Source organism: Metabacillus sediminilitoris (assembly GCF_009720625.1).
GTDB classification, from domain to species: domain Bacteria; phylum Bacillota; class Bacilli; order Bacillales; family Bacillaceae; genus Metabacillus; species Metabacillus sediminilitoris.
In genome coordinates, this window is the sequence record NZ_CP046266.1 from 5,301,555 (window position 1) to 5,328,287 (window position 26,733).

Annotated in this window: 30 protein-coding genes and 1 pseudogene; 3 read left to right on the forward strand and 28 right to left on the reverse strand. The window is 38.5% G+C overall.

Annotated features, from left to right (window positions below):
* Window positions 1-487: 487 nt before the first annotated feature.
* A pseudogene (locus GMB29_RS27540) lies at window positions 488-698 on the forward strand (hypothetical protein); the annotation flags it as partial.
* Between the two features lie 138 nt (window positions 699-836).
* Window positions 837-1,283: a YwpF-like family protein gene (locus GMB29_RS25470; protein ID WP_227551431.1), complete on the forward strand. Its 447-nt coding sequence runs from the start codon at window positions 837-839 to the stop codon at window positions 1,281-1,283.
* A gap of 194 nt (window positions 1,284-1,477) precedes the next feature.
* On the opposite strand, the gene GMB29_RS25475 is transcribed toward GMB29_RS25470, so the two are convergent.
* The 11 genes from GMB29_RS25475 to GMB29_RS25525 all read right to left on the reverse strand — a co-directional run bounded on the left by GMB29_RS25475 (window position 1,478) and on the right by GMB29_RS25525 (window position 9,355).
* Window positions 1,478-2,047 (reverse strand): manganese catalase family protein, encoded by a 570-nt coding sequence (locus GMB29_RS25475; protein WP_136357101.1) that lies wholly within the window; start codon window positions 2,045-2,047, stop codon window positions 1,478-1,480.
* Between the two features lie 168 nt (window positions 2,048-2,215).
* Window positions 2,216-2,476, reverse strand: coding sequence for a spore coat protein CotJB (locus GMB29_RS25480; protein WP_136357103.1), 261 nt, complete (start codon window positions 2,474-2,476; stop codon window positions 2,216-2,218).
* Between the two features lie 2 nt (window positions 2,477-2,478).
* Window positions 2,479-2,727 carry a spore coat associated protein CotJA gene (locus tag GMB29_RS25485; RefSeq protein WP_136357248.1) on the reverse strand — a complete coding sequence of 83 codons (249 nt, stop codon included), beginning with the start codon at window positions 2,725-2,727 and terminating at the stop codon, window positions 2,479-2,481.
* 353 nt (window positions 2,728-3,080) lie between these two features.
* Window positions 3,081-3,407 carry a hypothetical protein gene (locus GMB29_RS25490; RefSeq protein WP_136357105.1) on the reverse strand — a complete coding sequence of 109 codons (327 nt, stop codon included), beginning with the start codon at window positions 3,405-3,407 and terminating at the stop codon, window positions 3,081-3,083.
* A gap of 175 nt (window positions 3,408-3,582) precedes the next feature.
* The gene (fabZ, locus tag GMB29_RS25495; RefSeq protein ID WP_136357107.1) at window positions 3,583-4,023 is read right to left on the reverse strand and encodes a 3-hydroxyacyl-ACP dehydratase FabZ; all 441 of its coding nucleotides are present in this window, start codon (window positions 4,021-4,023) and stop codon (window positions 3,583-3,585) included.
* Between the two features lie 119 nt (window positions 4,024-4,142).
* Complete coding sequence (locus tag GMB29_RS25500; RefSeq protein WP_227551432.1) at window positions 4,143-4,412, reverse strand: DNA-directed RNA polymerase subunit beta; 270 nt, start codon at window positions 4,410-4,412, stop codon at window positions 4,143-4,145.
* Between the two features lie 12 nt (window positions 4,413-4,424).
* The gene (locus tag GMB29_RS25505; protein WP_136357109.1) at window positions 4,425-5,243 is read right to left on the reverse strand and encodes a flagellar hook-basal body protein; all 819 of its coding nucleotides are present in this window, start codon (window positions 5,241-5,243) and stop codon (window positions 4,425-4,427) included.
* A 15-nt stretch (window positions 5,244-5,258) separates the two neighbouring features.
* Window positions 5,259-6,062, reverse strand: a complete 804-nt coding sequence (locus tag GMB29_RS25510; protein WP_136357111.1) for a flagellar hook-basal body protein — start codon at window positions 6,060-6,062, stop codon at window positions 5,259-5,261.
* Between the two features lie 189 nt (window positions 6,063-6,251).
* On the reverse strand, window positions 6,252-7,256 hold the full coding sequence (mreB, locus tag GMB29_RS25515) for a rod shape-determining protein (protein WP_136357113.1): 1,005 nt from the start codon (window positions 7,254-7,256) through the stop codon (window positions 6,252-6,254).
* A 153-nt stretch (window positions 7,257-7,409) separates the two neighbouring features.
* Window positions 7,410-7,685, reverse strand: coding sequence for a sporulation transcriptional regulator SpoIIID (gene spoIIID, locus GMB29_RS25520; RefSeq protein WP_046588600.1), 276 nt, complete (start codon window positions 7,683-7,685; stop codon window positions 7,410-7,412).
* A 773-nt stretch (window positions 7,686-8,458) separates the two neighbouring features.
* The gene (locus GMB29_RS25525; protein ID WP_136357115.1) at window positions 8,459-9,355 is read right to left on the reverse strand and encodes a stage II sporulation protein SpoIIQ; all 897 of its coding nucleotides are present in this window, start codon (window positions 9,353-9,355) and stop codon (window positions 8,459-8,461) included.
* 141 nt (window positions 9,356-9,496) lie between these two features.
* On the opposite strand from GMB29_RS25525, the gene GMB29_RS25530 reads away from it, so the two are divergent.
* Window positions 9,497-9,880: a VanZ family protein gene (locus tag GMB29_RS25530; protein WP_227551433.1), complete on the forward strand. Its 384-nt coding sequence runs from the start codon at window positions 9,497-9,499 to the stop codon at window positions 9,878-9,880.
* A 139-nt stretch (window positions 9,881-10,019) separates the two neighbouring features.
* Here the strand turns inward: GMB29_RS25530 and spoIID are convergent, their stop codons facing one another.
* From spoIID to glyA, 17 genes are all read right to left on the reverse strand, one after another.
* Complete coding sequence (spoIID, locus tag GMB29_RS25535; protein WP_264766613.1) at window positions 10,020-11,030, reverse strand: stage II sporulation protein D; 1,011 nt, start codon at window positions 11,028-11,030, stop codon at window positions 10,020-10,022.
* A gap of 396 nt (window positions 11,031-11,426) precedes the next feature.
* Window positions 11,427-12,728 (reverse strand): UDP-N-acetylglucosamine 1-carboxyvinyltransferase, encoded by a 1,302-nt coding sequence (gene murA, locus GMB29_RS25540; protein WP_136357118.1) that lies wholly within the window; start codon window positions 12,726-12,728, stop codon window positions 11,427-11,429.
* A 32-nt stretch (window positions 12,729-12,760) separates the two neighbouring features.
* Complete coding sequence (locus GMB29_RS25545) at window positions 12,761-13,489, reverse strand: YwmB family TATA-box binding protein (protein WP_136357120.1); 729 nt, start codon at window positions 13,487-13,489, stop codon at window positions 12,761-12,763.
* A 163-nt stretch (window positions 13,490-13,652) separates the two neighbouring features.
* Window positions 13,653-13,883 carry a DUF1146 family protein gene (locus GMB29_RS25550; protein WP_136357122.1) on the reverse strand — a complete coding sequence of 77 codons (231 nt, stop codon included), beginning with the start codon at window positions 13,881-13,883 and terminating at the stop codon, window positions 13,653-13,655.
* Between the two features lie 511 nt (window positions 13,884-14,394).
* A complete protein-coding gene (locus GMB29_RS25555; RefSeq protein WP_136357124.1) occupies window positions 14,395-14,790 on the reverse strand; it encodes a F0F1 ATP synthase subunit epsilon in 396 nt (131 codons plus the stop codon).
* Window positions 14,791-14,815: 25 nt separating this feature from the next.
* Window positions 14,816-16,234 carry a F0F1 ATP synthase subunit beta gene (gene atpD / locus GMB29_RS25560; protein WP_136357126.1) on the reverse strand — a complete coding sequence of 473 codons (1,419 nt, stop codon included), beginning with the start codon at window positions 16,232-16,234 and terminating at the stop codon, window positions 14,816-14,818.
* A 182-nt stretch (window positions 16,235-16,416) separates the two neighbouring features.
* Entirely contained in the window at window positions 16,417-17,274 is an 858-nt protein-coding gene (atpG, locus tag GMB29_RS25565; protein WP_136357128.1) for an ATP synthase F1 subunit gamma, read from the reverse strand.
* A gap of 84 nt (window positions 17,275-17,358) precedes the next feature.
* Window positions 17,359-18,867: a F0F1 ATP synthase subunit alpha gene (gene atpA / locus GMB29_RS25570; protein ID WP_136357130.1), complete on the reverse strand. Its 1,509-nt coding sequence runs from the start codon at window positions 18,865-18,867 to the stop codon at window positions 17,359-17,361.
* 15 nt (window positions 18,868-18,882) lie between these two features.
* Window positions 18,883-19,428 (reverse strand): F0F1 ATP synthase subunit delta, encoded by a 546-nt coding sequence (locus GMB29_RS25575; protein WP_136357132.1) that lies wholly within the window; start codon window positions 19,426-19,428, stop codon window positions 18,883-18,885.
* The gene (gene atpF, locus GMB29_RS25580) at window positions 19,425-19,946 is read right to left on the reverse strand and encodes a F0F1 ATP synthase subunit B (RefSeq protein ID WP_136357134.1); all 522 of its coding nucleotides are present in this window, start codon (window positions 19,944-19,946) and stop codon (window positions 19,425-19,427) included. The genes GMB29_RS25575 and atpF overlap by 4 nt, the downstream gene beginning before the upstream one ends.
* A 161-nt stretch (window positions 19,947-20,107) precedes the next feature.
* Window positions 20,108-20,323 (reverse strand): F0F1 ATP synthase subunit C, encoded by a 216-nt coding sequence (atpE, locus tag GMB29_RS25585; protein WP_136357136.1) that lies wholly within the window; start codon window positions 20,321-20,323, stop codon window positions 20,108-20,110.
* Window positions 20,324-20,403: 80 nt separating this feature from the next.
* Window positions 20,404-21,138, reverse strand: a complete 735-nt coding sequence (atpB, locus tag GMB29_RS25590) for a F0F1 ATP synthase subunit A (RefSeq protein WP_136357138.1) — start codon at window positions 21,136-21,138, stop codon at window positions 20,404-20,406.
* Window positions 21,139-21,159: 21 nt separating this feature from the next.
* Window positions 21,160-21,528 carry an ATP synthase subunit I gene (locus tag GMB29_RS25595; RefSeq protein ID WP_136357140.1) on the reverse strand — a complete coding sequence of 123 codons (369 nt, stop codon included), beginning with the start codon at window positions 21,526-21,528 and terminating at the stop codon, window positions 21,160-21,162.
* A gap of 7 nt (window positions 21,529-21,535) precedes the next feature.
* Complete coding sequence (locus GMB29_RS25600; RefSeq protein WP_136357143.1) at window positions 21,536-21,757, reverse strand: AtpZ/AtpI family protein; 222 nt, start codon at window positions 21,755-21,757, stop codon at window positions 21,536-21,538.
* A gap of 224 nt (window positions 21,758-21,981) precedes the next feature.
* Window positions 21,982-24,210, reverse strand: coding sequence for a S8 family serine peptidase (locus GMB29_RS27545; protein WP_136357145.1), 2,229 nt, complete (start codon window positions 24,208-24,210; stop codon window positions 21,982-21,984).
* 82 nt (window positions 24,211-24,292) lie between these two features.
* Window positions 24,293-24,922 carry a uracil phosphoribosyltransferase gene (gene upp, locus GMB29_RS25610; protein WP_136357147.1) on the reverse strand — a complete coding sequence of 210 codons (630 nt, stop codon included), beginning with the start codon at window positions 24,920-24,922 and terminating at the stop codon, window positions 24,293-24,295.
* A 342-nt stretch (window positions 24,923-25,264) separates the two neighbouring features.
* Complete coding sequence (gene glyA, locus GMB29_RS25615; RefSeq protein WP_136357149.1) at window positions 25,265-26,506, reverse strand: serine hydroxymethyltransferase; 1,242 nt, start codon at window positions 26,504-26,506, stop codon at window positions 25,265-25,267.
* Window positions 26,507-26,733: the final 227 nt, after the last annotated feature.

Here is a 26,733-nt window from a genome sequence, read left to right on the forward strand (position 1 = left end):
TTTTGTTTTACTTTGATAGGATTTGTCGAATCTATTTTTTCATTTAGGTATTTTTTCCTTTTATCATCGATTTTTGTTTATAAAATTATTTTCTATCTTTTTTGCTGATATTTTTATGTCTTTGTAAGGGAGACAGACCTTAAGACGTGGTAAAGGTGGGGCAATGAAAAGAAAATAGGAATAAACCCCATAAAGCCCTCTTTATCACCGTAATTTATGTGATGAAATGGAGGAAGATAATGAATAGCTATAAAATTGTTTATTATTTTGATAATGGATTTTCAGTATCACAAATAATCCAATCCAATTCTAGAGAAAATGTCTATAAGAGTTTAATTAATGAAAGTATAATAAATTTCACTGATGAAAATGACATTTATTATATTTTCAAAATGTCAGATGTAAAGTTAATCAAGGTAATTAGTATGAAATCTGAAGTACAAACAACTTGTTAGTATTTCTAGTAAACTTTTAACGTAACTATTGAAAAGCATGTATTGGAGCATTTGACCTTTCTGAATCTGAGGATTTCACAAGTGTTTGCTTAGAATTTCCTCTTGATACTGGAAAGGTTTTTACTTTGTCACATGTATGATCCTGCAAAAGCTTTTAGGTTAGTAAAGGATCTGGAAAGTTACGGATTTATTTTGCAAGTAGGAAGGCGGGGACCATTAACATTAATTTCAGCACTTAGGGACCCTTATTGAACATTCAAGAAGGCTATCTGATTAGCTTCGGGTTGTACATATGTTACAATAGAAACAAATACTAAAAAATGGATGGCAAGAGATACTCGGACGTCCAGATAATAGTGAAAAAATAAGCGGATGAGGGTGATGAATTTGAAAACGTTCAAGCTTGTAGGCTTAAAAGTTGAGCAGGAAGTCAAGCAAGAGAAAACACTCCGAGAAATTCCCTTAAAAGATGGGTTAGTTATTAACATGGAAGATGGCGAAAACTCATGGTTAATTGAAGCGTTAATACCGGTAGAATTCCATTCTTTTTTTGAAAAGTTAGTAGAAACCGAGGAGCAGATGAGACTTTTTGTCACCATTACGAAAAAAAGCAATGCCCCCGCACAAATTATTGCCAAAATTAAAACCATCACATCACTTGAAAAACACACATCAATCCTAATTGAAGGAAGACTCATCACCTCAAAACCAATCTATGATCCAGAGGTGCTGCTTCGTACATTAATGGGGCAGGGTTTAACTGGAGATCCTCTCATCAAAGCCTTTACAGAAAATGTTCATCAGCGAAAAGAAACGACAAAATTATAGGTAGAAAAGCGGAAGGGCCTGTACAGCCCCGACAGGCTTAAGACGATCATGAATAGAAGGCGTACTTTGCCTTCAATTCATGAGTGGCTTATGACTCCGAGGGGCTAAGTGCTGCAGCTAAACACCAAAACGATGTACAAGGACCTTATATCTACTTTAAAAAGGCACGGAACAAAGCGTTCCGTGCCTTTTCATTAGAATATTTTCTTACGATCACGTTCATCTTTTAATATTTCAACCGCTTCTCTAAAACGTTGTGAATGGATAATTTCACGTTCTCTTAAGAAGGCAAGACCATCATTTAGATCAGGGTCGTCAGAAAGATTAATGATCCACTGATATGTAGCTCTTGCTTTTTCTTCGGCAGCGATATCCTCGTAAAGGTCAGCAATTGGGTCCCCTTTCGCTTGAATATAGCTTGCTGTAAATGGTACGCCATCAGCATTGTGATAAAAAAGAGCTGAATCATGATTTACATAGTGTGGAGCGATTCCTGCTGCTTTTAATTGCTCAGGTGTTGCATCCTTTGTAAGCTTATAAATCATTGTGGCAATCATTTCCAAATGAGCCAATTCCTCTGTGCCGATATCATTTAATAATCCGATGACTTTCTTTGGAATGGTATACCGCTGATTTAAGTACCGTAATGCCGCAGCTAATTCACCGTCTGCGCCGCCGTATTGCTCAATTAGATATTTCGCTAAAGTTGGATTACATGTACTAACCCTTACCGGATATTGGAGCTTTTTTTCATAAACCCACATAGTGTCACATTCTCCTTTCTTTTAAAGCGAGAGACTTATCCGACATTTATGGGCAGTTATCCGCCGCCTCCAGTACTTTTATGACTCAAGCTTAATCCAGCGGATATGACTGTCCATTCATGCAGGAAGGAAAGGATCGGTAACGGCCGATCCTTTTTTCATTTTTCATTACACTTCCCAAGGCCATGGAGCCGTTCCCCAGCTCCAATTTGCATCTGCAAAGCTGTTTCCATATTGCTGGAGCATGCCGAACTTTGATTCAAATGATTGTTTGAGCTGCTTGCTGTACATAGCAAATTGGTTAAATTGCTGGAGCGCTTGGACGTCATTTGGGTGTGTATCCAAATAAAGTGTTAACTCAACAAGGACAAAATCAGTGGCTTGAATTTCCTCAAGCAGCTGATAATATTCATCAGGTAATTGCTTCACAGCTATCTCCCTCCTTTACCTTCATAAGGATTCCTATAGGGATCATATAATGCCGGCCAGAGAGTCCCTTTTCGCAATGCCACCCTAGGCGAAAACTGTTGAAGGTTAGGCGGCTGGAATCCCATATATAAATTTGGAGGCGTAGAATAGAATTTCAATCCAATTGGTCGGCAAGGGTCAAAACGGCTATGAAACGGTTGATACGCCTTCATTCTGGTGAATGCTGCTTGCTGTTCATGAGGAATGTTCATATCTTTCACCTATATCACACCTCTTTTTTATTATGGTAATGGTGTCCACTTATTTTTCTAAAAATTAAGGACAAAAAAGTCTTGTCGTCTTCTACATCATCATATTCGTATTAGGATCATACTTATGAATGATTTATTGAAAATCTGGGTTTTAATTTTTGGGAAAGTGTTTTGGAGAATTGGATTGAACGCTTAATATTGAACCATTTTTCACGGGGAATGAACCTGCTTTTCATTTTATTGAACATCTTTCCTGTTTGATTTTGAACCACTTCTTAAAAGAAATGACCCCTTCCAACTTTTCCACCACTAAAAACGACTAACCAAGGTTAGCCGCTTCTCTATCATATCAATTATTCTTTAGGTTCTTCATCAGGGGTCATGTCGCCCTCTTCCGTTCCAGCGTTATTCCCTTCTTCTGTCTTACCGTTTTCAGGGTCCTCTGTTCCTTCTTCTTCCATTAACTCATCGTTTTCGTTTCCTTCTTCAGTACCCTCTTCCGTTCCTTGAGGGTCCATGTTTTCATCTAGGTTTTCATCTACTGGTGATCCACCGTTTTCGTCCGGTAGTTGGTCATCTGTTTCTTCTTGTGGTGCAGGATCTCCGTCATCTGCACAGCCTGTTACGATCATTGCTGCTAATAGAGAACCAGACAATGTTAAAAGCCATTTTTTAGTCATAATTATTGCTCCTTTCAATGTGGGCCATATATTTTGGCATAGATCTTTGTATATGTTGCCCGACTATGTAGGCATTATTCACCATCTTTTACTATTTAGACATTTTTTTATAGCCTAAAACATCCTCAACAAAAAAAGAGACAAACGACCTAGACGGGTCAATTTGTCTCCTTTTTTATACTTCATCTTTCTTATCGCCCAAAGCAAACATAATTTCTGCTTCACAAGCGATTTCGCCATCAACAGTTGCGGTTGCTTTTCCTTTACCAAGTGAGCCTCTTAAGCGGATAATTTCAACCTCAAGGCGTAATTGATCACCTGGGACAACTTGTCTTTTAAAACGGCAGCTGTCAATTCCTGCGAAAAAGGCCAGCCGGCCGCGGTTTTCTTCTTTTTTGAGCATCGCAACGGCACCGACCTGTGCTAGTGCTTCTACAATTAACACACCAGGCATAACAGGATATTCTGGGAAATGACCGTTAAAAAACTCTTCGTTCGCTGACACATTTTTAATGCCAACTGCACGTTTGCCTTCCTCTACCTCTAAAACTCGATCAACTAATAAGAATGGGTAACGATGTGGAATGATGTCTTTAATTTGTTGGATATCTAACATATGTATGAACTCCTTTTTTTCAGTAATGAACGTATTAATGGTAACTGCCTGGAAGTCAAAGTGCTTCCGCTTTTCTAATTATATACGACAAAGGGAAGGTTTTCACCTTCCCTCATGATTTATTCTTTTTCAACTAAATCTATTATATGCTGCCATGTTGATTTATCAAATGCGTCTGCTGGATTGCCGCTGCCGATAACGCCGTACCCAACAACAATCCCAACAATCGTACTAACGACCATAAAAAACAGAACAAGCAGGACTCTAGCCCATATTGGTATTAAGCGGACTCGAATCCTCATGGTTGTTTTTTCTTGTTCATTGTTTTCCTTTTTGGCTTTTTTTACATCTTCTCGAGTAGCTGCCTTCGATGTTTGTTTTGCATCCAATCGTCTAAGCCCCTATCTTACACCATTTATTAATCCCAACATCTGGTCACCCATCGAAACGGATTTTGCGTTCATTTGATAAGAACGCTGTGAGATTAATAAATCGGTCATTTCCTTTGATAAATCAACATTTGACATTTCAAGTGAGCCTTGCTGAATTGAAACTTCACCGCGATTTGCTCCATCTAAGTAGGTGATTTGTGCTGCACCTGCATCAGTAAGGCTGTAACGGTTATTTCCATTTTGGACAAGTAATTCAGGGCGGTCAAATTGTACAACACCTAACCCATAAATTTGCGGTTGATCAGCATCGTTTTTCGGAACAGCTGTAATGGTCCCGTCATTTGATATCTGCAGTTCTTTGAATGTATCATCAAAAATAATCGGATTTTGATTTTCATCAAAGACAGAATGACCTTCCGCTGTCGCAAGCATCAATCGGTTACTTCCATCTGGTGTTGGAGATAAATACAAGGCACCATCTCTTGTATACTGTGTTTCCCCATTCACATTCATTTGTAAAAACTGATTTGGTTCAGTAAATGCAAGATCCAATGCTCTGCCCGTTTGTTTTAAGCTGCCTTGAGAAAAAACGAGACTTTTACCAAGCTTTGCACCTGTTCCTTGTCGGATTCCTAATTCTCCAAAACGTCCAGTTTCATCACGTTCACTTGTTCCGTTGTTGAATGCTTGACGAACTAGCTCTGAAAAGGTTGTTTCTGTTCGCTTATAACCTTGTGTATCAATATTGGCTAAATTATGGCCAATTGTATCAAGTTGTTTTTGAAGCTGGCCCATTGTATTAGTCGCTGTAATCATTGAGCGTAACATATTCTGTTCCCCCTATTATAAGCGGCCAATTTCGTTCACGGCCTTATCCATACTTTTATCATATGCTTGCAATACTTTTTGATTTGCTTCAAATGAACGATATGCTGTCATCATATCTGTATATGAACGTCCAACATCTACTGTAGAGTTTTCAACGTATTTTTGTTTTAAGCTGTACCCAACTGCTCCATTATTCGTTGCAGAAGGGATTGCCTGACCATCGACTGCTCGATACAAGCCATTTCCTTCTTTTACGATATTACGGACATCATCCTCAAAGCGGACATCAATTTGCGCAATAAACTCTCCATCTGCAAAAATATCGCCATCATCTGAAATTTGATAATTGCTCGATGCAATCGTAATCGGCTGACCAGTTGTTGATAACATTGGATTTCCTTCAGAAAGCAATGTTCCATTTTCATCAAGAGTGAAATGGCCATTTCGAGTATAACGCTCTTCACCTGCTCCGTTTTCAACAGCAAAAAAGAGCGCTCCTTTTACATTTGTTTCTTGGTGAATCGGGACATTACGTTCAATAAGTGCTACATCACTCATTAATCCCGTTTCTCTTAGTTCACCTTGCTGGTTTGAACTAGTAAGCTCTTGCAAATAAACGCCCGTATTTAAGGTTCCAACCGTTTTAGATACCTTACCATTTTCCATTTTGCTTAACAGCATCTCTGGAAACGCACGAATTGTTGCCTGGTCTGCTTTATAGCCGGGAGTATTTGCGTTGGCAATATTATTTGAAAGCATCTCTGTTCGTTTTTGTTGTGTTAGCATTCCTGCTGTAGCCGTATATAATCCTCTTAACATCATTTCACCCACTTATTCATGTTTTTCCGCACAATCTGAATTCTTTCGACAGAATCCCCTATTATTTATTATAAATGAGTATAATCGTTTTCTCATTACATTTTTTCAGGAAAAGTATGTTAGATTTTTAATTCTTTCTGAAAAATGGAAAAAGAGCCCCAAAAATGAGACTCTTCTTCGTATAGTTTATTAGATAAGTTTTTTATGACGTGGAAGACGATCCATGTTGTCTAACATAATTCCTGTTCCAATCGCTACACAATCCATTGGTGCTTCTGCAACTAAGACTGGTACTTTTAGTTCATCAGCTAAAAGTTGATCTAAGCCATTAATAAGGGCTCCGCCACCTGTTAGGATAACGCCGCGATCAATGATATCTGCAGAAAGCTCTGGAGGAGTACGTTCTAACACACTTTTAGCGGCTTGTACGATAGCAGCAACTGATTCACGAAGTGCTTCTTCCACTTCGTTAGAATTCACTGTAATTGTGCGAGGTAGACCTGTTACCATATCGCGGCCGCGAATGTCGATTTCTTCATAACGTCCGCCTGGGAATACCGTTGCAACATTTATTTTGATGTCTTCAGCTGTACGTTCACCGATTAGGAGCTTGTACTCACGTTTAATGTAGTTTAAAATTTCCAGGTCAAATTTGTCCCCAGCCATTTTAATTGAAGAGGCGGTGACAATATCGCCCATTGATAACACTGCGATATCCGTCGTTCCACCGCCAATATCAACTACCATATTTCCATATGGTTGGAAGATGTCCATACCAGCACCAATCGCTGCTACTTTTGGTTCTTCCTCAAGAAATACGTTTTTTCCGCCGCTTTTTTCAGCTGCTTCTCTAATTGCCTTTTGCTCAACTGAAGTAATATTAGTTGGACAACAAATCAGCATGCGCGGCTTTGAAAACAAACCTTTTACATTTAACTTGTTAATAAAGTGCTTTAACATCGCTTCTGTTACTTCAAAGTCTGCAATTACCCCATCTTTAAGAGGGCGAATTGCAACAATATTCCCAGGAGTACGTCCTACCATTCGTCTAGCTTCTTCGCCAACCGCAAGAACCTTTCCTGTATTCTTGTCTAACGCAACAACAGATGGCTCGTTTAGCACAATACCTTTTCCCTTAACATGAATCAGTACATTTGCCGTACCTAGATCTATACCAATATCCCTCGCAAACATTCTATCTATATCCTCCTTGCAAATCTTCATTCCCAGAATTACTGCCCTAATTTTATATTTTAGCATAAAATCAAAAAAATAGTATGATTTTGTAAAATAAATTAACTGGCTTTTGTAGGAATTTGTCGATTTACATCGAAATAGATAGTTTTTTTATTTTACTGGCTGTTCTTCTAAAATCTCGTCCTTCTTATACTTAAGCTTTGTTGCTTCCCCACCACGAAGATGCCTTATTGATTTATGATAATCAAGTATCTCCTTTACTTCATTCGCAAGATCAGGATTAATTTCAGGTAGCCTCTCCGTTAAATCTTTATGGACGGTACTTTTGGAAACTCCAAATTCCTTCGCAATGACGCGAACTGTTTTCTTTGTCTCCACGATATACTTCCCAATCTTGATTGTGCGTTCTTTGATGTAATCGTGCACACCACTCGACCTCCCTAATATGGATGTGAGAAGTGTGAAATGAGACTCGCATACCAAGACTTGGCTGACTCTCTCTTAGATGATCGTATGATGCCTCCATTACTGCGTATATAATGTACACTCACGATCCCTCACCTCAAACACTCTCTTTGATAGGTTTGTAACATTTTATTAGCTTGGGTTAGGGAATATGCACGAAATGTCAAGAGGGACAAGGGATTTCTTAATTTTTTTTTATTTTTATGTGAATTTCAAGAAATATGACTGCTTTTTGAGGGGTTTTTTATATGATGGATTGATGTGGGATGATCAATATTTCCCGAGAAATTTGTCGAGTTGTGTGAGGATGGATGTGCATGGTACCCGTTTCAATAAAAGGCTGTTTTCGCAAACTTTGTTGCTATTTACCAAGTAGTGGGTTGATTTCCGCTGCAGATGCACGATGACCGCGGGGCGGGCGGTGAGCCTCCTCGGCGTATACGCCTGCATGAGACTCACCTGTTCCGCTGCTCCCTTGTCTTGCTCCAGCGCCTAGCCCTCGATGTCATAAGCCACTCTTGAATTGAAGACAAAAAACGTCTTCTATTCAAGAGCGTCTTATTTGCCCTAGGCTAAACAGGCGCTTCCGCATTTCTAAGCAGGAGTCTCGCAATCTGCTCCAATCAACCTTAAATAGGTTTCGTTTTAAAAGCCGCAATCTCTTAAAAAAAGCCAAACAAAAAAATCGAGGCTGCTCTCACAAATGTGAGTTCAGCCTCGTATCTGTTTTATCCTTATGAATTCAATGATTGATTTGAAGCTTCAGGCTCGCTAGATTGTTCTGCACCTTCAGTTTCTCCCTTTTCAGCATCTTTTTCTGCTTCTGGAGATTCTTCAGTTTCTGAACCAGTGTCTTCTTTTGGTGCTTCAGCATCTTCTTTCGGTGCTTCTTCGCTTGTTTCAGCTTCTTCTTGGATCATTTCCTCATTTGCTGCTTCTTCTTGTGTAGCCTCTTCAATGGATGTTACCGGCTTATCCATAAATGTTAGAGGGTTAATTGCTGTTCCATTTTGACGGATTTCAAAATGTACGTGAATGCCATCCTCTTCATTGAAAAGGTTTTTACCAGCTTTACCAATTAATTCCTTTTGTTCAACTTTATCACCAGCTTGTACACTTGCTTCAGCTAATGATTGGTAAACAGTCACAAGATCGTTTTCATGCTCAATTTCTACAACATATCCTAAGATTGGATCTTTTTCAGCTTTTGTTACTGTTCCACTTAATGATGCAACAACATCAAATTCTGTTTGATCTTCTTTCGCAATGTCGATCCCTTTGTTCATACGATACGAATTGTCATAGAATACTAGTGCTGCTTCTTGATCTTCTGTTGACGCATTTGGATCATAGAACTTTTTGACAACATTCACTGCATCTGGATCTAAAGCAGGCATTGCTACGTTTTCTTTTAATGCATTTACTTCAACTGCTTCTGGATCATTCATTGCATCTTCTTCAGAAGTATTTAAATCCTCTGCAACATTGTTGCTAATGCTTTGATACCATAATACTGCTGTAAGGATAACTGCTGCACTCATTAGGTAAATTGCCGGAAATACCCAACGTTTTCTAAAAAATTGTTGAATTTTTGAATTTTGAGAAGTACGTTTCTTTTCTTCCTCTCTCATTGTATCATCACCTCAGCAATCAGTCTGAACAGATTATCTGAATTATATACACATCTTTAAAAAAATTTTTTTAAATTTAGTATGTGCTTTGTTTATAATAATATGTATTGTTTTGAAAAATTTTTTTAAAGGAGTTCTTCCGTGAAAAAATTCATCCTTACCATTCTTCCTCTCATATATATGGCGCTTATTTGGTTTTTATCGAGCAATCCAGCAGATGCCTTCGTTAAAACTCCATTTTCCTTTGATGCCTTATTGAAGGAATCGTTGCATTTAATTGAATTTGCCATTCTTTATTGGTTAATTGCCATTGCGTTTATGGCACATCATAAATGGAGTGAGAGAGCAAGCATACTAGCAGGGGTCTTCGCAATACTATATGGCCTTACAGACGAAATACACCAATCCTTCGTACCATATCGAACGGCAACAGTGATTGATTTTGTTAAAGATACAATTGGGGTTGCCGTTTCATATTGGATTGCAAAGCGAAAGTTTTTCAAAAAAAATAAAAGGAGCTCATAAGCCCCTTTTATCCTGCATTAACAGATCCCCCACATTATAGAACACAAAGAAGCCAATGTGGGGGTAACTGCCAGTACAATATTCGATATGTCTCGCAGTGGGAGATAAATCTCTCCACTAATAGCAGGTAATCTCAACTTTATTTGTTCGCTGTATATTTCGATAAAAATGGCTCTGCTTCAGATATCTTTGTACCATTATAATAATAAGAAACGATCTCTGAATAGGATTTCCCGTCCTCAGCCATAAAGTTTGCCCCATATTGGCTCATCCCGACGCCGTGTCCAAATCCTTTTGTTTCGATGACGACAGAGTCGCCCTTCATTTCCCATGTAAAGTCGGATGATCTTAATCCTAGTTTTTCTCGTATTTCTCTACCGGTAAACTCTTTCCCGCCAACCTCAACTTTCGCAACTCGCTTTCCAGGTGTCAACTCCGTTATTTTTCCGACTGATCCATTATCGTTTATGTTAACCCCCAATTTGTTCTCAAAATCTTGAATGGAAATAACCATTTGATCGTAAAATTTAGGAGATTTTTCATCCCATGTGCTTGCTACACTTTTTAAATATGGAATGGATTCTTTCCAATATGCTTCAGAATTCTCAGTATAGCCATTACTTGTCGAAAAGAATTGAGCCTCGATTGGCTGGTTATCATATGTAAGAATTTTGCCTTGTGTTGCAGCAACAGCTTCTGTAATCTTGCTCATTTTTTCAGTATACCCGTTCCCCCACAGCTTTTTTAGCTCCTCAGGGTTCTTATAAACTTGATGCATTTGCGTATCTGACACAATGGATCCTTTTGGTACGCCTAATGCTTGATCATTCATTAATTGTTTTGTGATATACGTTCTAGCGGCAAGGGCCTGTGCTTTTAAAGCTTCTGACGCAAATTCAGCTGGCATTTCGGATGCAACGACTCCAATGACATACTCTTCTAATGGGATGTTCTCAATTTCCTTTGTTTGGCTTCTATATACAGGGACAGCGACAGGTGATTCTGCTAAAACAGGTGCATCACTTTTAGCAACAGAAAGTTCCTCACCTAATTTCCCTTTTGATTGATCCATAAATGGTGCAACTAACAGAGTGGGAATTAACAGGATAATGAAAAATAACGCTCCAAGTGCAAAGAGAACTGGCTTAATTGGTTTCATGTTTAAGGCCTCCAATTGAATAGGTTGAGTGGAATATCTATAGTTCATCTTATGGGCGTGGACAAGCAATTATGACTGAAAAAACGTAGACAATCGATTATTTTATGTAGATTGAACAAGCAGTGAAAGTATTTGTAGAGCTTAGAATTTTTTCATTTTTTTATGTATAAACTTCTACTATTATAGGTATTCTAGTAAAGTCCTGTTACATACATATACTTTAATTATTCTTTTAAGAGAATATGGAGAATGGACAATAAATTCGGTTAAATCGGCCAATATATGCAAAGAATTGGCTGATATGTTACAAAGAATAATCCGAAAAAAGGCAAAAATAAAAGAAGCAGCTGCCACAGGTGACTACTACTTCTTTTATTGAAGGCATATTTACTCTGATACAGCAGCTTGCTGTTCAGATTTAATTGTTATTTCTTCGTTGACGCGTTCAATGTCAGCACCGATTCCAGCAAGTTTTGTGTGGAAGTTTACGTAGCCTCTATCGAGATGTTTTAATTCTGTTACACGTGTATGACCTTCAGCACGTAAGCCAGCAAGGATTAGAGCTGCACCAGCACGTAAATCTGTTGCTGCAACTTCTGCGCCTTGCAAGTCCATAGGGCCATTGATAATGACAGAACGACCTTCAATTTTAATATCTCCATTCATGCGACGGAATTCTTCAACATGCATGAAGCGATTTTCGAAGACTGTTTCTGTAATCATACTTGTTCCCTCAGCTTGTAAAAGCAAGGCCATCATTTGTGATTGCATATCTGTAGGAAAACCAGGATGTGGCATTGTTTTGATGTCAATTGGTTTTAATTTGTCTGGTCCAATTACTCGCAAGCCATCTTTTTCTTCGATTATTGTAACTCCCATTTCTTCCATCTTTGCAACAAGTGATGATAAATGTTCAGGTACTGCACCTTGAACTAAAACATTTCCACCAGTAATAGCAGCAGCAACCATAAATGTACCTGCTTCAATACGGTCAGGAATGATTGTATGATGTGCACCTTTTAAATAGGCAACTCCTTCAATGCGGATCGTTCCTGTACCCGCACCGCGGATAATTCCACCCATTGCATTAATGTAGTTAGCTAAATCCACAATTTCAGGCTCTTTTGCGACGTTTTCTATGATAGTAGTTCCTTCAGCAAGAGAAGCGGCCATAATGATGTTTTCAGTTGCGCCAACACTTGGGAAATCAAGGTAAATCTTAGCACCTTTCAATCTTCCGTTTACTTCTGCTTCAATAAAGCCGTTACCAACTTTAATTGTAGCTCCCATTGCTTCAAAACCTTTTAAATGCTGGTCAATTGGTCTAGAACCTATTGCACAACCGCCTGGCAATGCCACACGTGCACGACCATTACGTGCTAAAAGTGCGCCCATTACTAAAACTGAGGCACGCATTTTTCTTACATATTCAAATGGTGCTTCTGTTGTTAGCTCTTTTGATGCATCTACAATCACTTGATTATTTTCAAAATGGACATCTGCGCCTAAATGTCGCAGAACTTCATTAATTGTATACACATCGGAGAGCGTAGGTACATCACTGATAATACTTTTTTCTTCACTTGCTAACAAAGATGCAGCGATAACAGGTAAAACGGCATTTTTTGCTCCCTCAACTTTGACAGTACCGTTTAACTTACGACCGCCGCGGACGATGATTTTTTCCAAAGTATTCCCCTCCGCGTCCCAATTTCTCTATATTAATATTCAGACGTAATGATTGGTGTTCCTATTACAACTGTAGTTTTGTCGCCCATTCCGTCCGTTCTTAATGCAATTTGTATGTTCATTTCATTGTTGTTTGTTGGTATAAAATCTTCCCATAATGGGGTTTTTGCTGATACCGAAAGAAAATCTTGTTCCTGTAAATTTTCGACCGGATTTGCTTGAAATTCTTTTAATAATTGTTTTGATTTTTGGACCAAACTAAGATTGATCTTATCATCAATTACTCCACTCACACAAGCGAAACTTGTTACATTTTCTTGAAAAATGTCGAAAGATCTCTTGCCAAAATATTCATCCGCTGTTTTCCAGCTTGAGTGCTCACCTACTCCTTTAACACCATAAAGGATATACGATTGTGAATAATCGTTTGTGAGGGTCGTTAAAATTTGTAGTTTCTCGGTTATTTTTTCTTTTTTATTCTCAAAGTAACCGATCGCCTTAAACACTTCACCGTCTTCTTCAAACGTCCATTTGAACCCGCGATATTGACCCGCCATTTGTTTCACTTCATTGATTGATTTTCGATCGACATTTTTTTTAGCGTATAAAGACCATTCATCAATTTGTATGCCTTGTTGTTTCATCCCATCAGCTATGCGGGAAATGTTGGAATCGATCCCTGCGGCTCCTATATGATTCGACACTAACGTAATAATGATAAACATAGTAAAGGCTAAAATTGCTATTTCTTTTTTTCTCATTTTCGACCACTTCCTCTCCTTAGTAACATTGTTACCGGATTAGAGGTAGTCATACGTGGAAATAGTCGTCAATATTAGACTTTCTTTTTGTTTATGTAGTTTTATTACCCAATCAAAAGACCTATAAACCAGGTAATACACAGATTTAGCGATATTTTTTTAGTTAAAATAACATAGGAAGCTGTTGAGACCATAAAAAATAATCAAGGAAAAAACTACTAACCATAGAACCAATTGCGATTGTTAATAAGATTAAAAGCAATCTCGCTTGTATTACTTTGCCCGGTTTAATCAATTTTTCAATGTTGAATGCTTGTAAAGCCCACCAGGTAACAATCATAAAGGCAAGATTTACAACCATACTAATAAGAGCGATCTGGCTGTAGTCGGGCATTCGTACATCCCTCCATTTTGCTTTACTAAAGACACAAAGCAACTTAAATCATACAACATTTTTGCAAAAATACAAGCTCATTTTTACCTATAATGTAATAAATAAATTCGCCAAAATATCCAATTAATGGATGATGATCTATACCCTTGAACATTATATAAAAAAATGACTGTAACATGATTAATTTTCAGTTTTAACAAAAATTTATTGTTTGAAGGTTATATTTTACAGTTCCAACATGTTTACTTACCTTTCATCATCTTACATATATTGGGATGAATATCATCTACAGGTCGTTTAGAGGCTTCTAGAGTTGTGGGTATGGTTAGGTGTAGGGATATCGATTAAAACCCTTAAAAAAGCCAACAGAGGCCTTTAAAGCTCAATACATATTAATGTAATCATGTTATCGATAAAAGGAGTATAAAGAGACAGTTTCCGGTTATATAACCTCTAAGTACTTTAAAAATAAAAAAGGATGGAAGCTAATGATCCATCCTTTTTTTGTGATTTATTTCGTTACATTTAAACGGTTGATTGCACGACGAAGTGCTAATTCAGCACGTTTAAAATCGATATCGTCTGTTTTTTGATTTAGACGTTGTTCAGCACGTTTTTTTGCTTCTTCTGCACGAACCACATCAATTGACTCTGCTAATTCAGCTGCTTGTGCTAAAATCGTCACTTTGTCAGGTCGTACTTCGATAAAGCCGCCGCTAACTGCAACAAGTTCAGTGCTGCTCCCTTTCTTAAGGCGAACTGCTCCAATTTGCAATGGAGCAACCATAGGAATATGACCTGGCAAAATACCAAGCTCACCACTTTGAGCTTTTACACTCACCATTTCTACGTCTGCATCGTAAACTGGGCCATCGGGAGTAACGACATTGACTAATACTGTCTTCATACTCATACCCTCCTAGGTCCCAATATTAGGCTTCTACGCCCATTTGTTTTGCACTTTCGATTACTTCTTCGATACGACCAACTAAGCGGAACGCATCTTCTGGAAGGTGATCGTACTTACCTTCAAGAATCTCTTTGAAACCACGTACTGTTTCTTTAACAGGAACATATGAACCAGCTTGGCCAGTAAATTGTTCTGCAACGTGGAAGTTTTGAGATAAGAAGAATTGAATACGACGAGCACGAGCAACTGTAAGCTTGTCTTCATCGTTTAACTCATCCATACCAAGGATTGCAATGATATCTTGAAGCTCTCTGTAACGTTGTAAAGTTTGTTGTACTTGACGAGCTACATTGTAGTGCTCTTCTCCAACGATTTCAGGTGATAAGGCACGTGAAGTTGAAGCAAGAGGATCCACCGCAGGGTAAATACCCATTTCAGATAATTTACGCTCTAGGTTTGTTGTTGCATCTAAGTGAGCAAATGTAGTTGCTGGAGCCGGATCCGTATAGTCATCGGCTGGAACGTAAATTGCTTGAATAGATGTAACAGAACCTACATTAGTAGAAGTGATACGCTCTTGTAGCTGACCCATTTCTGTTGCTAATGTTGGTTGGTAACCAACAGCAGATGGCATACGTCCAAGTAGGGCAGAAACCTCTGAACCTGCTTGTGTGAAACGGAAGATATTATCCATGAAGAAAAGTACGTCCTGTCCTTGATCATCACGGAAATATTCAGCCATTGTAAGACCTGTTAAGGCAACACGCATACGTGCACCAGGCGGCTCATTCATTTGCCCGAATACCATTGCTGTTTTCTTAATAACGCCAGAGTCAGTCATCTCATGGTAAAGGTCATTACCTTCACGAGTACGCTCACCAACACCTGCGAATACAGAAATACCACCGTGCTCCTGTGCGATGTTATTGATTAACTCCTGGATTAAAACCGTTTTACCTACACCGGCACCACCGAAGAGACCGATCTTACCACCTTTAATATATGGTGCAAGTAAGTCTACTACTTTGATTCCTGTTTCTAAAATTTCAACTTCAGTTGAAAGTTGATCAAATTTAGGTGCTTCTCTGTGAATTGGATCACGACGAGCTCCTGCAGCGATTGGCTCATCTAAGTCAATGTTTTCTCCTAATACGTTAAATACACGACCTAATGTCACATCACCAACAGGTACAGAGATTGGTGCACCTGTATCAGTTACTTCTGTTCCACGAACAAGACCGTCAGTAGAAGACATTGCAACTGTACGTACAGTATCGTCACCTAAATGTAGGGCAACTTCTAACGTTAATTCAATACCGACTTGAGTTTCAGTAGCATCGGTTTTAATTGTAAGGGCATTATAAATGTCTGGTAATTGACCGCTTTCGAACTTTACGTCAACAACCGGACCCATAATTTGAGTAATGCGTCCTTTATTCATCTCGTTTTCCCTCCTATCTGAAATGCGTAAGCGCCTTGCTAAATACCCCACATGCATAAGACGAGCAGGAAAAGAAGGTGTTCTTTGCCTTCATTTCCTGATTGACTTAGACTTTTGGGTCTAGGCGCTGCAGCTAGACACTAATACTAAGTAAAGACCGTTACTTAGACTTGTTAAAAAACCTATTCTAACGCCGCAGCTCCGCCAACGATTTCTGTGATTTCTTGTGTAATCGCAGCTTGACGTGCACGGTTGTATGTTAAAGTAAGTCCATTTATTAACTCTTTTGCATTATCGGTTGCGTTTTTCATCGCTTGCATACGTGCCGAATGCTCAGAAGCCTTACTATCAAGCAATGCTCCATAGATGAGACTTTCAGCATACTGTGGCAGCAACACTTTTAAAATTTCTTCTTGTTCTGGCTCAAATTCATATGATGTTATTTGCTTACCAGAAGAAATATTCGTTAACGGAAGAAGCTTCTTCTCAGTAACTTCTTGTTGTATTGCACTTACGAAGTGATTGTAATACATATATAATTCATCAAACGCTTCATCAGCGAACATGTTCACTGCATTACTTGCAATATCCTTAATCATTGAGAATGATAAATCATCACCCATACCAATGATTTCTGAAATTACGTTCATATCACGTTTTTTGAAAAAGTCGCGGCCCATTCTACCAATTGCAATCACAACAAATTCATCATTCGATTTATGTCGCTTTTGAATCGCTTGGTACGCAGCACGGATAACATTACTGTTAAAGGCTCCTGCTAAACCACGGTCAGATGTTATCACTAAATAGGCAGTACGTTTAACAGGTCTGCTTACTAGCATTGGATGACTTGCATCAGAACTACCATTTGCAATGCTGGCAACAACCTCTTGAATTTTTTCCATGTAAGGAACAAATGCCTTCGCAGTTGCTTCTGCACGGTTTTTCTTCGAAGCAGATACCATTTCCATTGCTTTTGTAATTTGACTAGTCTTTTTCGTTGAATTAATTCTGTTTTTTATGTCACGTAATGATGCCAAAGGTTCTCACCACCTTCGATTATTCTCTACTTAAACATGCTCGGTGAAAGCATTAGAAAGCCTTCACCTTTGCACAATTATTTATTATTCAGATACAGCAAACGTCTTTTTGAACGCTTCAATTGCTGCTACCATTTCTTCATCTTTTGGAAGTCCGCCAGTTGTACGAATTTCTTCAAGAAGTGCTTTGTTATTTTGTTCTGTATATGCATGGAATTCATCTTCAAAACGAGTGATATCAACTACAGGGATATCATCTAAGAACCCTTTTGTTAATGCATATAGGATCATAACCTGTTTTTCAACTTTTAATGGTTTGTTTAATCCTTGTTTCAGTACTTCAACAGTACGAGCACCACGGTTAAGTTTCGCTTGTGTTGCTTTATCAAGGTCAGAACCGAATTGAGCAAATGATTCAAGTTCACGATAAGAAGCAAGATCTAGACGTAATGTACCAGCAACCTTCTTCATCGCTTTAATTTGTGCTGAACCACCAACACGAGATACAGATAAACCTGCATTAATCGCTGGACGTACGCCAGAGAAGAAGAGGTCAGACTGAAGGAAGATTTGTCCATCAGTGATTGAGATAACGTTTGTTGGGATATAAGCTGAAACGTCACCTGCTTGTGTCTCAATGAATGGTAATGCAGTTAATGAACCTGCACCTTTTGCATCACTTAATTTTGCAGCTCGCTCTAAGAGACGGGAATGCAAGTAGAATACGTCACCAGGGTATGCTTCACGACCTGGAGGACGGCGAAGTAATAATGAAAGCTCACGGTATGCCGAAGCTTGTTTAGTAAGATCATCATATACAACAAGAACATGTTTGCCGTTATACATGAATTCTTCACCCATTGTTACCCCAGCATAAGGAGCTAAGAATAACATTGGAGCTGGTGATGATGCAGAAGCCGTTACTACGATTGTGTAATCTAATGCACCATGCTTACGTAATGTTTCAACAACACCACGAACCGTTGATTCTTTTTGACCGATTGCAACATAGATACAAACCATATCTTGATCTTTTTGATTCAAGATTGTATCGATTGCTACAGAAGTTTTACCAGTTTGGCGGTCACCGATGATTAACTCACGTTGTCCGCGTCCAATTGGTACAAGCGCGTCAATCGCTTTAATACCTGTTTGAAGTGGTTCATGAACTGATTTACGATCCATAACACCAGGTGCTGGACTTTCAATCGGTCTTGTTTTTGTTGTTTCAATCGGACCAAGTCCATCAACTGGTTGTCCTAATGAATTTACTACACGTCCGATTAATGCTTCACCTACAGGAACCTCCATGATGCGTCCTGTACGACGAACTTCGTCACCTTCACGGATTTCTGTGAATGGTCCTAAAATAATAATACCAACGTTATTTTCCTCAAGGTTCTGAGCCATACCCATAACGCCGTTTGAGAATTCTAAAAGTTCTCCAGCCATGACATTGTCGAGGCCATGAGCACGAGCGATACCATCCCCAACTTGGATTACAGTACCGACATCGCTAACTTTTATATCAGACTGATAATTTTCGATTTGCTTTTTGATCAGCGCACTAATTTCTTCAGCTTTGATGCTCATGAGTGTCACCCCTATCTACAATCTATTCGCGACTAATTGTCGCTCTATACGTTCAAGCTTACCGCTAATACTTCCATCATAAATACGATTGCCTATTCGAAGCTTTAAACCGCCTAATAGCGCTTTATCCACAACGTTTTGTAATCGAAGTGAAGTCTTGCCAATTTTCTTTGCAAATGAAGTAGAAATTGATGTTAATTCCGCATCAGTAAGTGGACGAACAGAATATACAACTGCATCTTCTATACCGCTTGCTTCATTAGCACTCTGTATGAAATGATTCACTACTTCTGTTACAATATCTACACGATGACGTTCAACAAGGAGTAAAAGTGTATTTAGCACCTGCGGAGACAGGCTGGCAAATGATTCTTTTATGATTGTCTTCTTTGCTTCATTTGTCACTTTAGGATGTTTAAGAACATCGATCAATTCTTTATTTGTTGTAAAAACTTCTTTTACAATGTTCAATTCTTTCTCAAATTGAGCAATTGTGTTTTGTTCCTTTGCAAGTTGAAAAAGAGCTACTGCATAACGTTTTGCAACAATACCGTTACTCATCGACCTTCTCCTACCTCATTAATGTAGTCGTTGATCAATTTCTCCTGCTCTTGTTCGTTCAACTCTTTTTCGATTACTTTAGATGCAATTAAAACAGATAAAGATGCCACTTGTTCGCGTAGTGCTGCAACAGCTTGTTCTTTTTCTCTTTCAATTTCTTGTAAAGCTCCATCTTTTAATCGGCCAGCTTCAGCACGTGCAGCTTGAATAATTTCTTCTTTTTGTTGATCACCAAGCTTTTTCGCATTTTCAACTAAGCTTTGAGCCTCTAAACGAGCTTGTTTTAAAAGATCGCGTTGCTCTTCAACGAGTTTTTGTGCTTCTTTGTTTCTTTCTTCCGAATTAGCAATCTCATTTGCAATGTGTTCTTCACGTTGCTTCATCATGTTCATAACCGGACCTAATGCATATTTCTTTAATAATGCAAGTAGAATTAAGAATATGACAAGCTGGAATATAATATCACCTGTGTTCAGTCCGCCAGTAGACGCACCTAGTGCAAGATCAAATGTTAACATAGCTCGGTTTCACTCCCTTCAAGTTTTCCATGATGGGTCTATCGAAAAATTTTCATTAAATGGTTGTTCATTTTAAAAAATAATCATAACAAGGCATAAAGCAATGGCGAAGAAGGTATTTCAATCAATCTTCGCCACTTTTATCAGGGAATATCCCGTTATTATTCGCCGCCTAAAACGATAAACGCGATAACTACACCAATGATCGGAAGGGCCTCAACTAATGCGATACCGATGAACATTAATGTTTGTAATTTACCTTGTAATTCTGGTTGACGAGCAGTACCTTCTACTGTACGAGAAACAATAAGACCATTACCAATACCAGCACCTAGCGCTGATAAACCAATTGCGATTGCAGCTGCGATTAAATTCATTTTAAAAAATCCTCCTTTATTATATTGAAACTATTTTTTCTTTTGTAAAATCGTTCAATAGATTTGAACAAGTTTTATTATTAATGGTCTGCACTCACTTTGTGTGCTAAATAAACCATTGTTAACATAACGAAAATAAAAGCTTGGATCGAACCAACAAAGATACTAAAACCTTGCCATACAAGCATCGGAATTGCTGCTCCGATTGTTCCTAGAATACCGCTTGCAAAGCCGTTAGCATAGCCACTAGTAGCTAGTCCAGCTAACAAACCTAAAAGAATTTCACCGGCATATATATTACCGTAAAGACGAAGACCAAGTGTTAAAGTATTCGCAAATTCTTCAATGATTTTAATTGGTAGAAGTGCAGGGAATGGTTTTAAGAAATCTTTACCATACTCAGACACACCCTTCATTTTCACAGCATAATAATGCGTGAGTACAACAACCATTACAGCTAGTGTAAGTGTAATAGCAGGATCCGCTGTAGGCGATTTCCACCATAAAGTGTGACCTAATGCAATTGAAAATGGTAAACCTAGCATATTTGATACAAAGATATACATTAATAATGTAATACCTAATGTAAGGAATCTCCCACCGGTTTGCCAATCCATTGAACTATTAATAATGCCTTTAACAAAATCAATTATCCATTCAAGGAAATTCTGCTTACCAGTTGGTTTCATCTGTAAATTTCTAGAAGCTACCATTGCAATAATAAATACGATAACACTAGCAATAGTTATCATAAAAACATTTGATAAATTAAAAGTAAGACCTAAAAACTCTTTAATAGGAGCTTCATGACCCAATGATTTCACCTCTCTTCCAAACTACGCGCGTAGTTGTTGAATGACATAATCTATCATAATAACAATGTAAATTGTCATTATTCCAATAACTAGACTTACTAAGTGAAACATCTCTGGAAACTTCAGAGTAATTAAGGTAGCAATACCAGCCGTTGCAAATCTAGAGGCTGTCCCTAATGACCTTATCTTCCTATTTTCTTGTAATGCCCGTCCAAACTGTACGTTTTTCCGTACCATTACCCATAAATGATAAAGACTTACAGACGTACCTAAAATAAGACCGAGAAAAACTGGCTGATATTCAGTAGCCGCCCATCCAATGACATAGATGGAAAGCAGATAGAATATATACGATCTGTACCTGCGATACATCAGGTGTATATCATACATATATTGATCAATCTCCTGAGAAAAAGTGGTGGACTAACTTGAGTAAACCGTAGATTCCAGCAGCAAGTCCTAACAGTAAACCAACAATCAAGAATGCCGGCCTAGTATGTAGAAAGCTATCAATCCATTGTCCAGCAAAAACGCCTAGTAATATAGAGCCTACTAAGTGGGAAATAATGGCTGACATGAGGCCCATCGCTTGTAATGGATGGCGTTGTTTTTGTCGCATTCTATAAATCAATTCCTCGCTACTTGATTTATAAAGGAAAAAGAGGGTAAATAACACGTTTTTGGCGGTTTTGAAAACCTTACCAAATCGCCCTTGTTTAGCATACAATAGTAGAAAAGTAATTGTCAATCTGATTTAAGTTATTAATTTCACAAACAACTTAATTCATCACAAATCGTTCACATTTACCCCCAAATAACCCTTGATTTTATTAAGACAGTTAACTATTCACCAAGTAAAACATCAACTTCTATATGATCTTCCCGCCCGCCTTTTTTCGCGAAAATAATTGCCTTATATAAGCCTGTTTTGTTTTTTAACGACTCTTTCTTAATCTCTTTTTCCACAATTCCCCTTGGGACATCTCTTTCCCAATCTAAAAATTCCACAAAGGTCAAAGAATCTGGATCATAAAGCGCGATTCCCATCTCATCAGCACCACCAGGTAAATATAATTGATACTTGTAAGTATCCGGTTGATCACCATAAGCCAATTCAAAGCCCATTACTCTCGGATAATCCGGTTCATCGACTACATATAAATATGGAAGCTCAATCTTCTTGGTCGATTGCTCTAAAACAAGCCACCCTTGATGGATTCCTGGTTTTATACGATTTGGTGTTACATCGATACCAATGGTTATTTTTTCTGTTCCCCCTTGTTTGATTGTGACCTTACCTGGCAGCTGCCACTGAATACCGGGTTCATTTTTTGGTGTATTGAAAAAAATGGTTTGTTCACGCTTCGAATGATTTTCAATTGTCAGAACTTCCTCTTTCTTTGTACGCGGATGGGAGGTTTCGAATTGGCCAAAGGCAAGTGAACCTGGATAGGCAAGAACTTCTGCTTCAACTGCAGCTTTAACAGAAATTCTCCCTGCACCTTGTTCGTTCGGCTTAAGCTTTTCATGCTGTTTGTTTTCTAATTGTTTCGCCGTATTCATCAGCGCTGCCTTTATTTGCGCAGGGGTCCAATCTGGGTGAGCTTGTTTGATGAGGGCACATGCCCCTGCAACATGCGGCGCTGCCATACTTGTCCCATGCAGGGCTAAATAGCCATCTGGAACAGTGCTATCGATTGCCACCCCAGGTGCAACAACATCGGGTTTTATTTCCCACGTATTTGTCACAGGTCCTCTTGAGCTAAAATTCGCTAGTTTATCTTCTTCCTTTTGATAGATTGTGCGGACACTCGCATGTTTTTCTAATTGTTTTATAAGTGCCAGTCCATCTTTCTTCGAAATGCTGACTGCAGGAATATCAATTGGAATTTGAAGGGAGCCTGCGAAATTCCCCTTTACATTGTTGTAAATGATAACGGCTTTTGCTCCATGCTGCTGTGCATGTAACACTTTTTCAGTAAAGGTTATTTCCCCTCTTTCCATGAGCACAATCTTCCCCCGCACCTCATCATTTAGATCGCTTTCTGTACCGATACCACCAAACACAATTGTGTCTAGGCTATGTAACTCCCAAGGTAAAGCACCCTGCAAAGAATTCATAGGAATTGCCTGCTTAAGTCCGGAAACTTTTAAAAATGGAATCTGCAGAGGCGGTGATGATGCACCAACGGTTATTGCTTTAGCAGATGTTCCGGGTGAACCCACTGTCCATACATCTGGGCCGGAATTTCCACTAGATGTCACAGCTACAATGCCAGATTCAACGGCATGATCAAGTGCCAGGCTTGTTGGCCAATCAGGACCATTCACATTATTGCCCAGGGAAAGATTAATAATATCAACTTTTTCTGCAATGGCTTTGTCGATTGCCGCGATTACTTGATCAGATGTTCCCATTCCACCAGGACCTAATGCTCTGTATGCAATAATTTCTGCTTCTGGGGCTACACCTTTCACTTTTCCATTCGCAGCGATAATACCCGCTACATGTGTACCATGAATTGTTTCACTACCATCGTGCGCTTTCGTTTCCATCGGATCTTTGTCTTGATCAATAACATCATAGCCACCTCGATAATTTCTATACAAATCAGGGTGATGATAGTCGATACCTGTATCAATAACAGCTACCTTTACTCCTTTGCCTGTTAAGCGATGATCTTCACTGTCAAAAAGACCTCTTACCTCTTCTCCCCCGATAAATGGTACACTATCTTTGATTTGTGATGCATAGGAGACAACTGGACTGGAATGAAGCACAGCAGGATTCTTTTTTAAACCTTGTAATTGGTCCACTGGTCCTTCTATTGAAAATCCCGTAAACACCTTTTCGTAGGTTTGCAAAATCCTAAGTTCTGGGTTGCTTTTTATTTTTTCTGTAAACTCTTGAAGCTGCTCTTTTTTAATAATGAACATTTCCCGTAGCATATCCTCTTGATTTTCGCTTGGAAGGGGCGGTATGTTCGGGTATGTTTCACCACTAGCTGTCCGTGTATTGAACATTACGATTAGAAGGATGAGACAAGCAATGCTTGATTTATTGATTTTCATCAAAATCCACCTCTATCGTAGTTTGTTCGTTTGAATGAAAAAACATGTAAAAAGGGAAAACCTCTGCGGTTTCCCCTTTTTATTATTTCGTTCCGAACAATCTGTCGCCTGCGTCGCCTAATCCAGGAACAATATAGCCATGATCATTTAATTTTTCATCTAAAGCTGCAATATAAATATCTACATCTGGATGTGCTTCTTTGACTATTTCCACGCCTTCTGGCGCTGCGATTAAACACATAAATTTAATGTTTTTTGCACCGCGTTTTTTCAAGCTATGAATGGCTTCGATTGCTGAACCGCCTGTAGCGAGCATTGGATCAACTACGATTAATTCGCGCTCCTCAATATCAGAAGGAAGCTTTACATAGTATTCAACTGGTTGCAACGTTTCTGGGTCACGGTATAACCCAACATGTCCAACCTTCGCAGCTGGGATTAGTTTTAAAATACCATCTACCATTCCTAATCCAGCACGTAAAATTGGAACGATTCCTAGCTTTTTCCCCGAAAGCACCTTTGATTTTGCCGTACATACAGGTGTTTCCACTTCAACTTCCTTTAATGGAAGGTCTCTTGTTATTTCAAATGCCATTAAACTAGCTACTTCATCAACAAGTTCGCGAAATTCTTTTGTTCCTGTCTTGATATCACGAATATATGTAAGTTTATGTTGAATTAATGGATGATCAAAAACATATACTTTACCCACCAAATCATCTCCTTTTCTTTTGACACTTCAATAGATTTTACAGAAAAGTCATCATAGTTTCAAGTTTGTTATATATGAAATCGCCTATACTTATTTTGACATATTGAATCTTTCTTTTTGAAAAGGATTTGTGCTCTGCTAAGCTTTAGGTGAATGTCGTTACTATATCTATTGTTTTTTGAACTCTTTCTACTTAATGCTTTCCTAATAAAACCTCTTTTTTTGTTTATTGAACCACTTTCCAACCATTTCTATTCACCGTGCCCTATCCATCTGAACCCTTTTATTCCCGCAAAAAAGGACAGACTTATTAATCACATAAGTCTGTCCTCTGCTTTTATATTATAAGTTTCGATATAAAGGGAATTTGCTTGTTAAGTTTTCTACTCGTTGTTTTGCTTCTGCAAGTTTTTCTTGGTCTTCATGATTTTTTAAGGCGAAAGCGATGATGCTGCCGATTTCATCCATTTCTTCTTGACCAAAGCCACGGCTAGTAACAGCAGCTGTACCGATACGGATTCCACTAGTTACAAATGGGCTTTCTGTTTCAAATGGAATTGTGTTTTTGTTAACAGTAATTCCGATTTCATCTAATACATGCTCAGCAACTTTTCCTGTTAGTTGAAGAGAACGAACGTCAACTAATAGAAGATGGTTGTCTGTTCCACCTGAAACAAGTGTAAGACCTTCAGCTTGTAATTTTTCAGCTAAACGCTTTGCATTGTCGATGATGTTTTGCGCATATGTTTTGAAATTGTCTTGAAGAGCTTCACCGAATGATACTGCTTTTGCTGCAATCACGTGCATAAGCGGTCCGCCTTGGATTCCAGGGAAGATTGATTTGTCAATTTTCTTACCGAACTCTTCTTTACATAAGATCATTCCGCCACGTGGTCCGCGAAGTGTTTTATGTGTTGTAGTCGTAACGAAATCAGCATATGGAACTGGGTTTTCATGTAAACCAGCAGCTACTAAACCAGCGATATGAGCCATATCCACCATGAAATATGCGCCAACTTCATCAGCGATTTCACGGAATTTTTTGAAGTCAATTGCTCTTGGGTATGCACTCGCACCAGCAACGATTAACTTTGGTTTATGTGTTCTTGCTTTTTCTAATACATCATTATAGTCGATGCGGTGAGTTTTTTCGTCTACACCATATTCGATAAAGTTGTATTGAACACCAGAGAAGTTAACTGGGCTGCCGTGTGTTAAGTGACCGCCATGTGATAAGTTCATTCCTAGAACTGTATCACCTTGCTCTAAAATCGTGAAGTAAACACCCATGTTTGCTTGAGCACCAGAGTGTGGCTGAACATTTACATATTCCGCTCCAAAGATTTCTTTAGCACGGTCTCTTGCAATATCCTCTACTACGTCAACATGCTCACAGCCACCATAATAACGACGACCAGGATAACCTTCAGCATATTTATTTGTAAGGACTGATCCTTGTGCTTCCATAACAGCTTCACTTACAAAGTTTTCAGAAGCAATTAATTCAATCTTTGCTTCTTGACGAGTACGTTCCAGTTGAATAGCTTCAAAAATTTTCGCATCTTGTTCTGGTAAAAATTTCATTACGTAGTATCTCCCTTCATTCAAAACCGTTTTGTTATAAATTTTAGATTACAGCTTCACAACGTCTAATTCCAACTATATTGTACACGTTAATCAGGGGGAATGTAAAAGATTTTCTGAAAAATTTTTATTAATTTTGATCTTTTTTTGAAATTCGCGGCTAAAAGACGAATATTCATTAGGTTTTTCAGAAACATCATTCGTTCACCTAGTAACTCTTTACAATT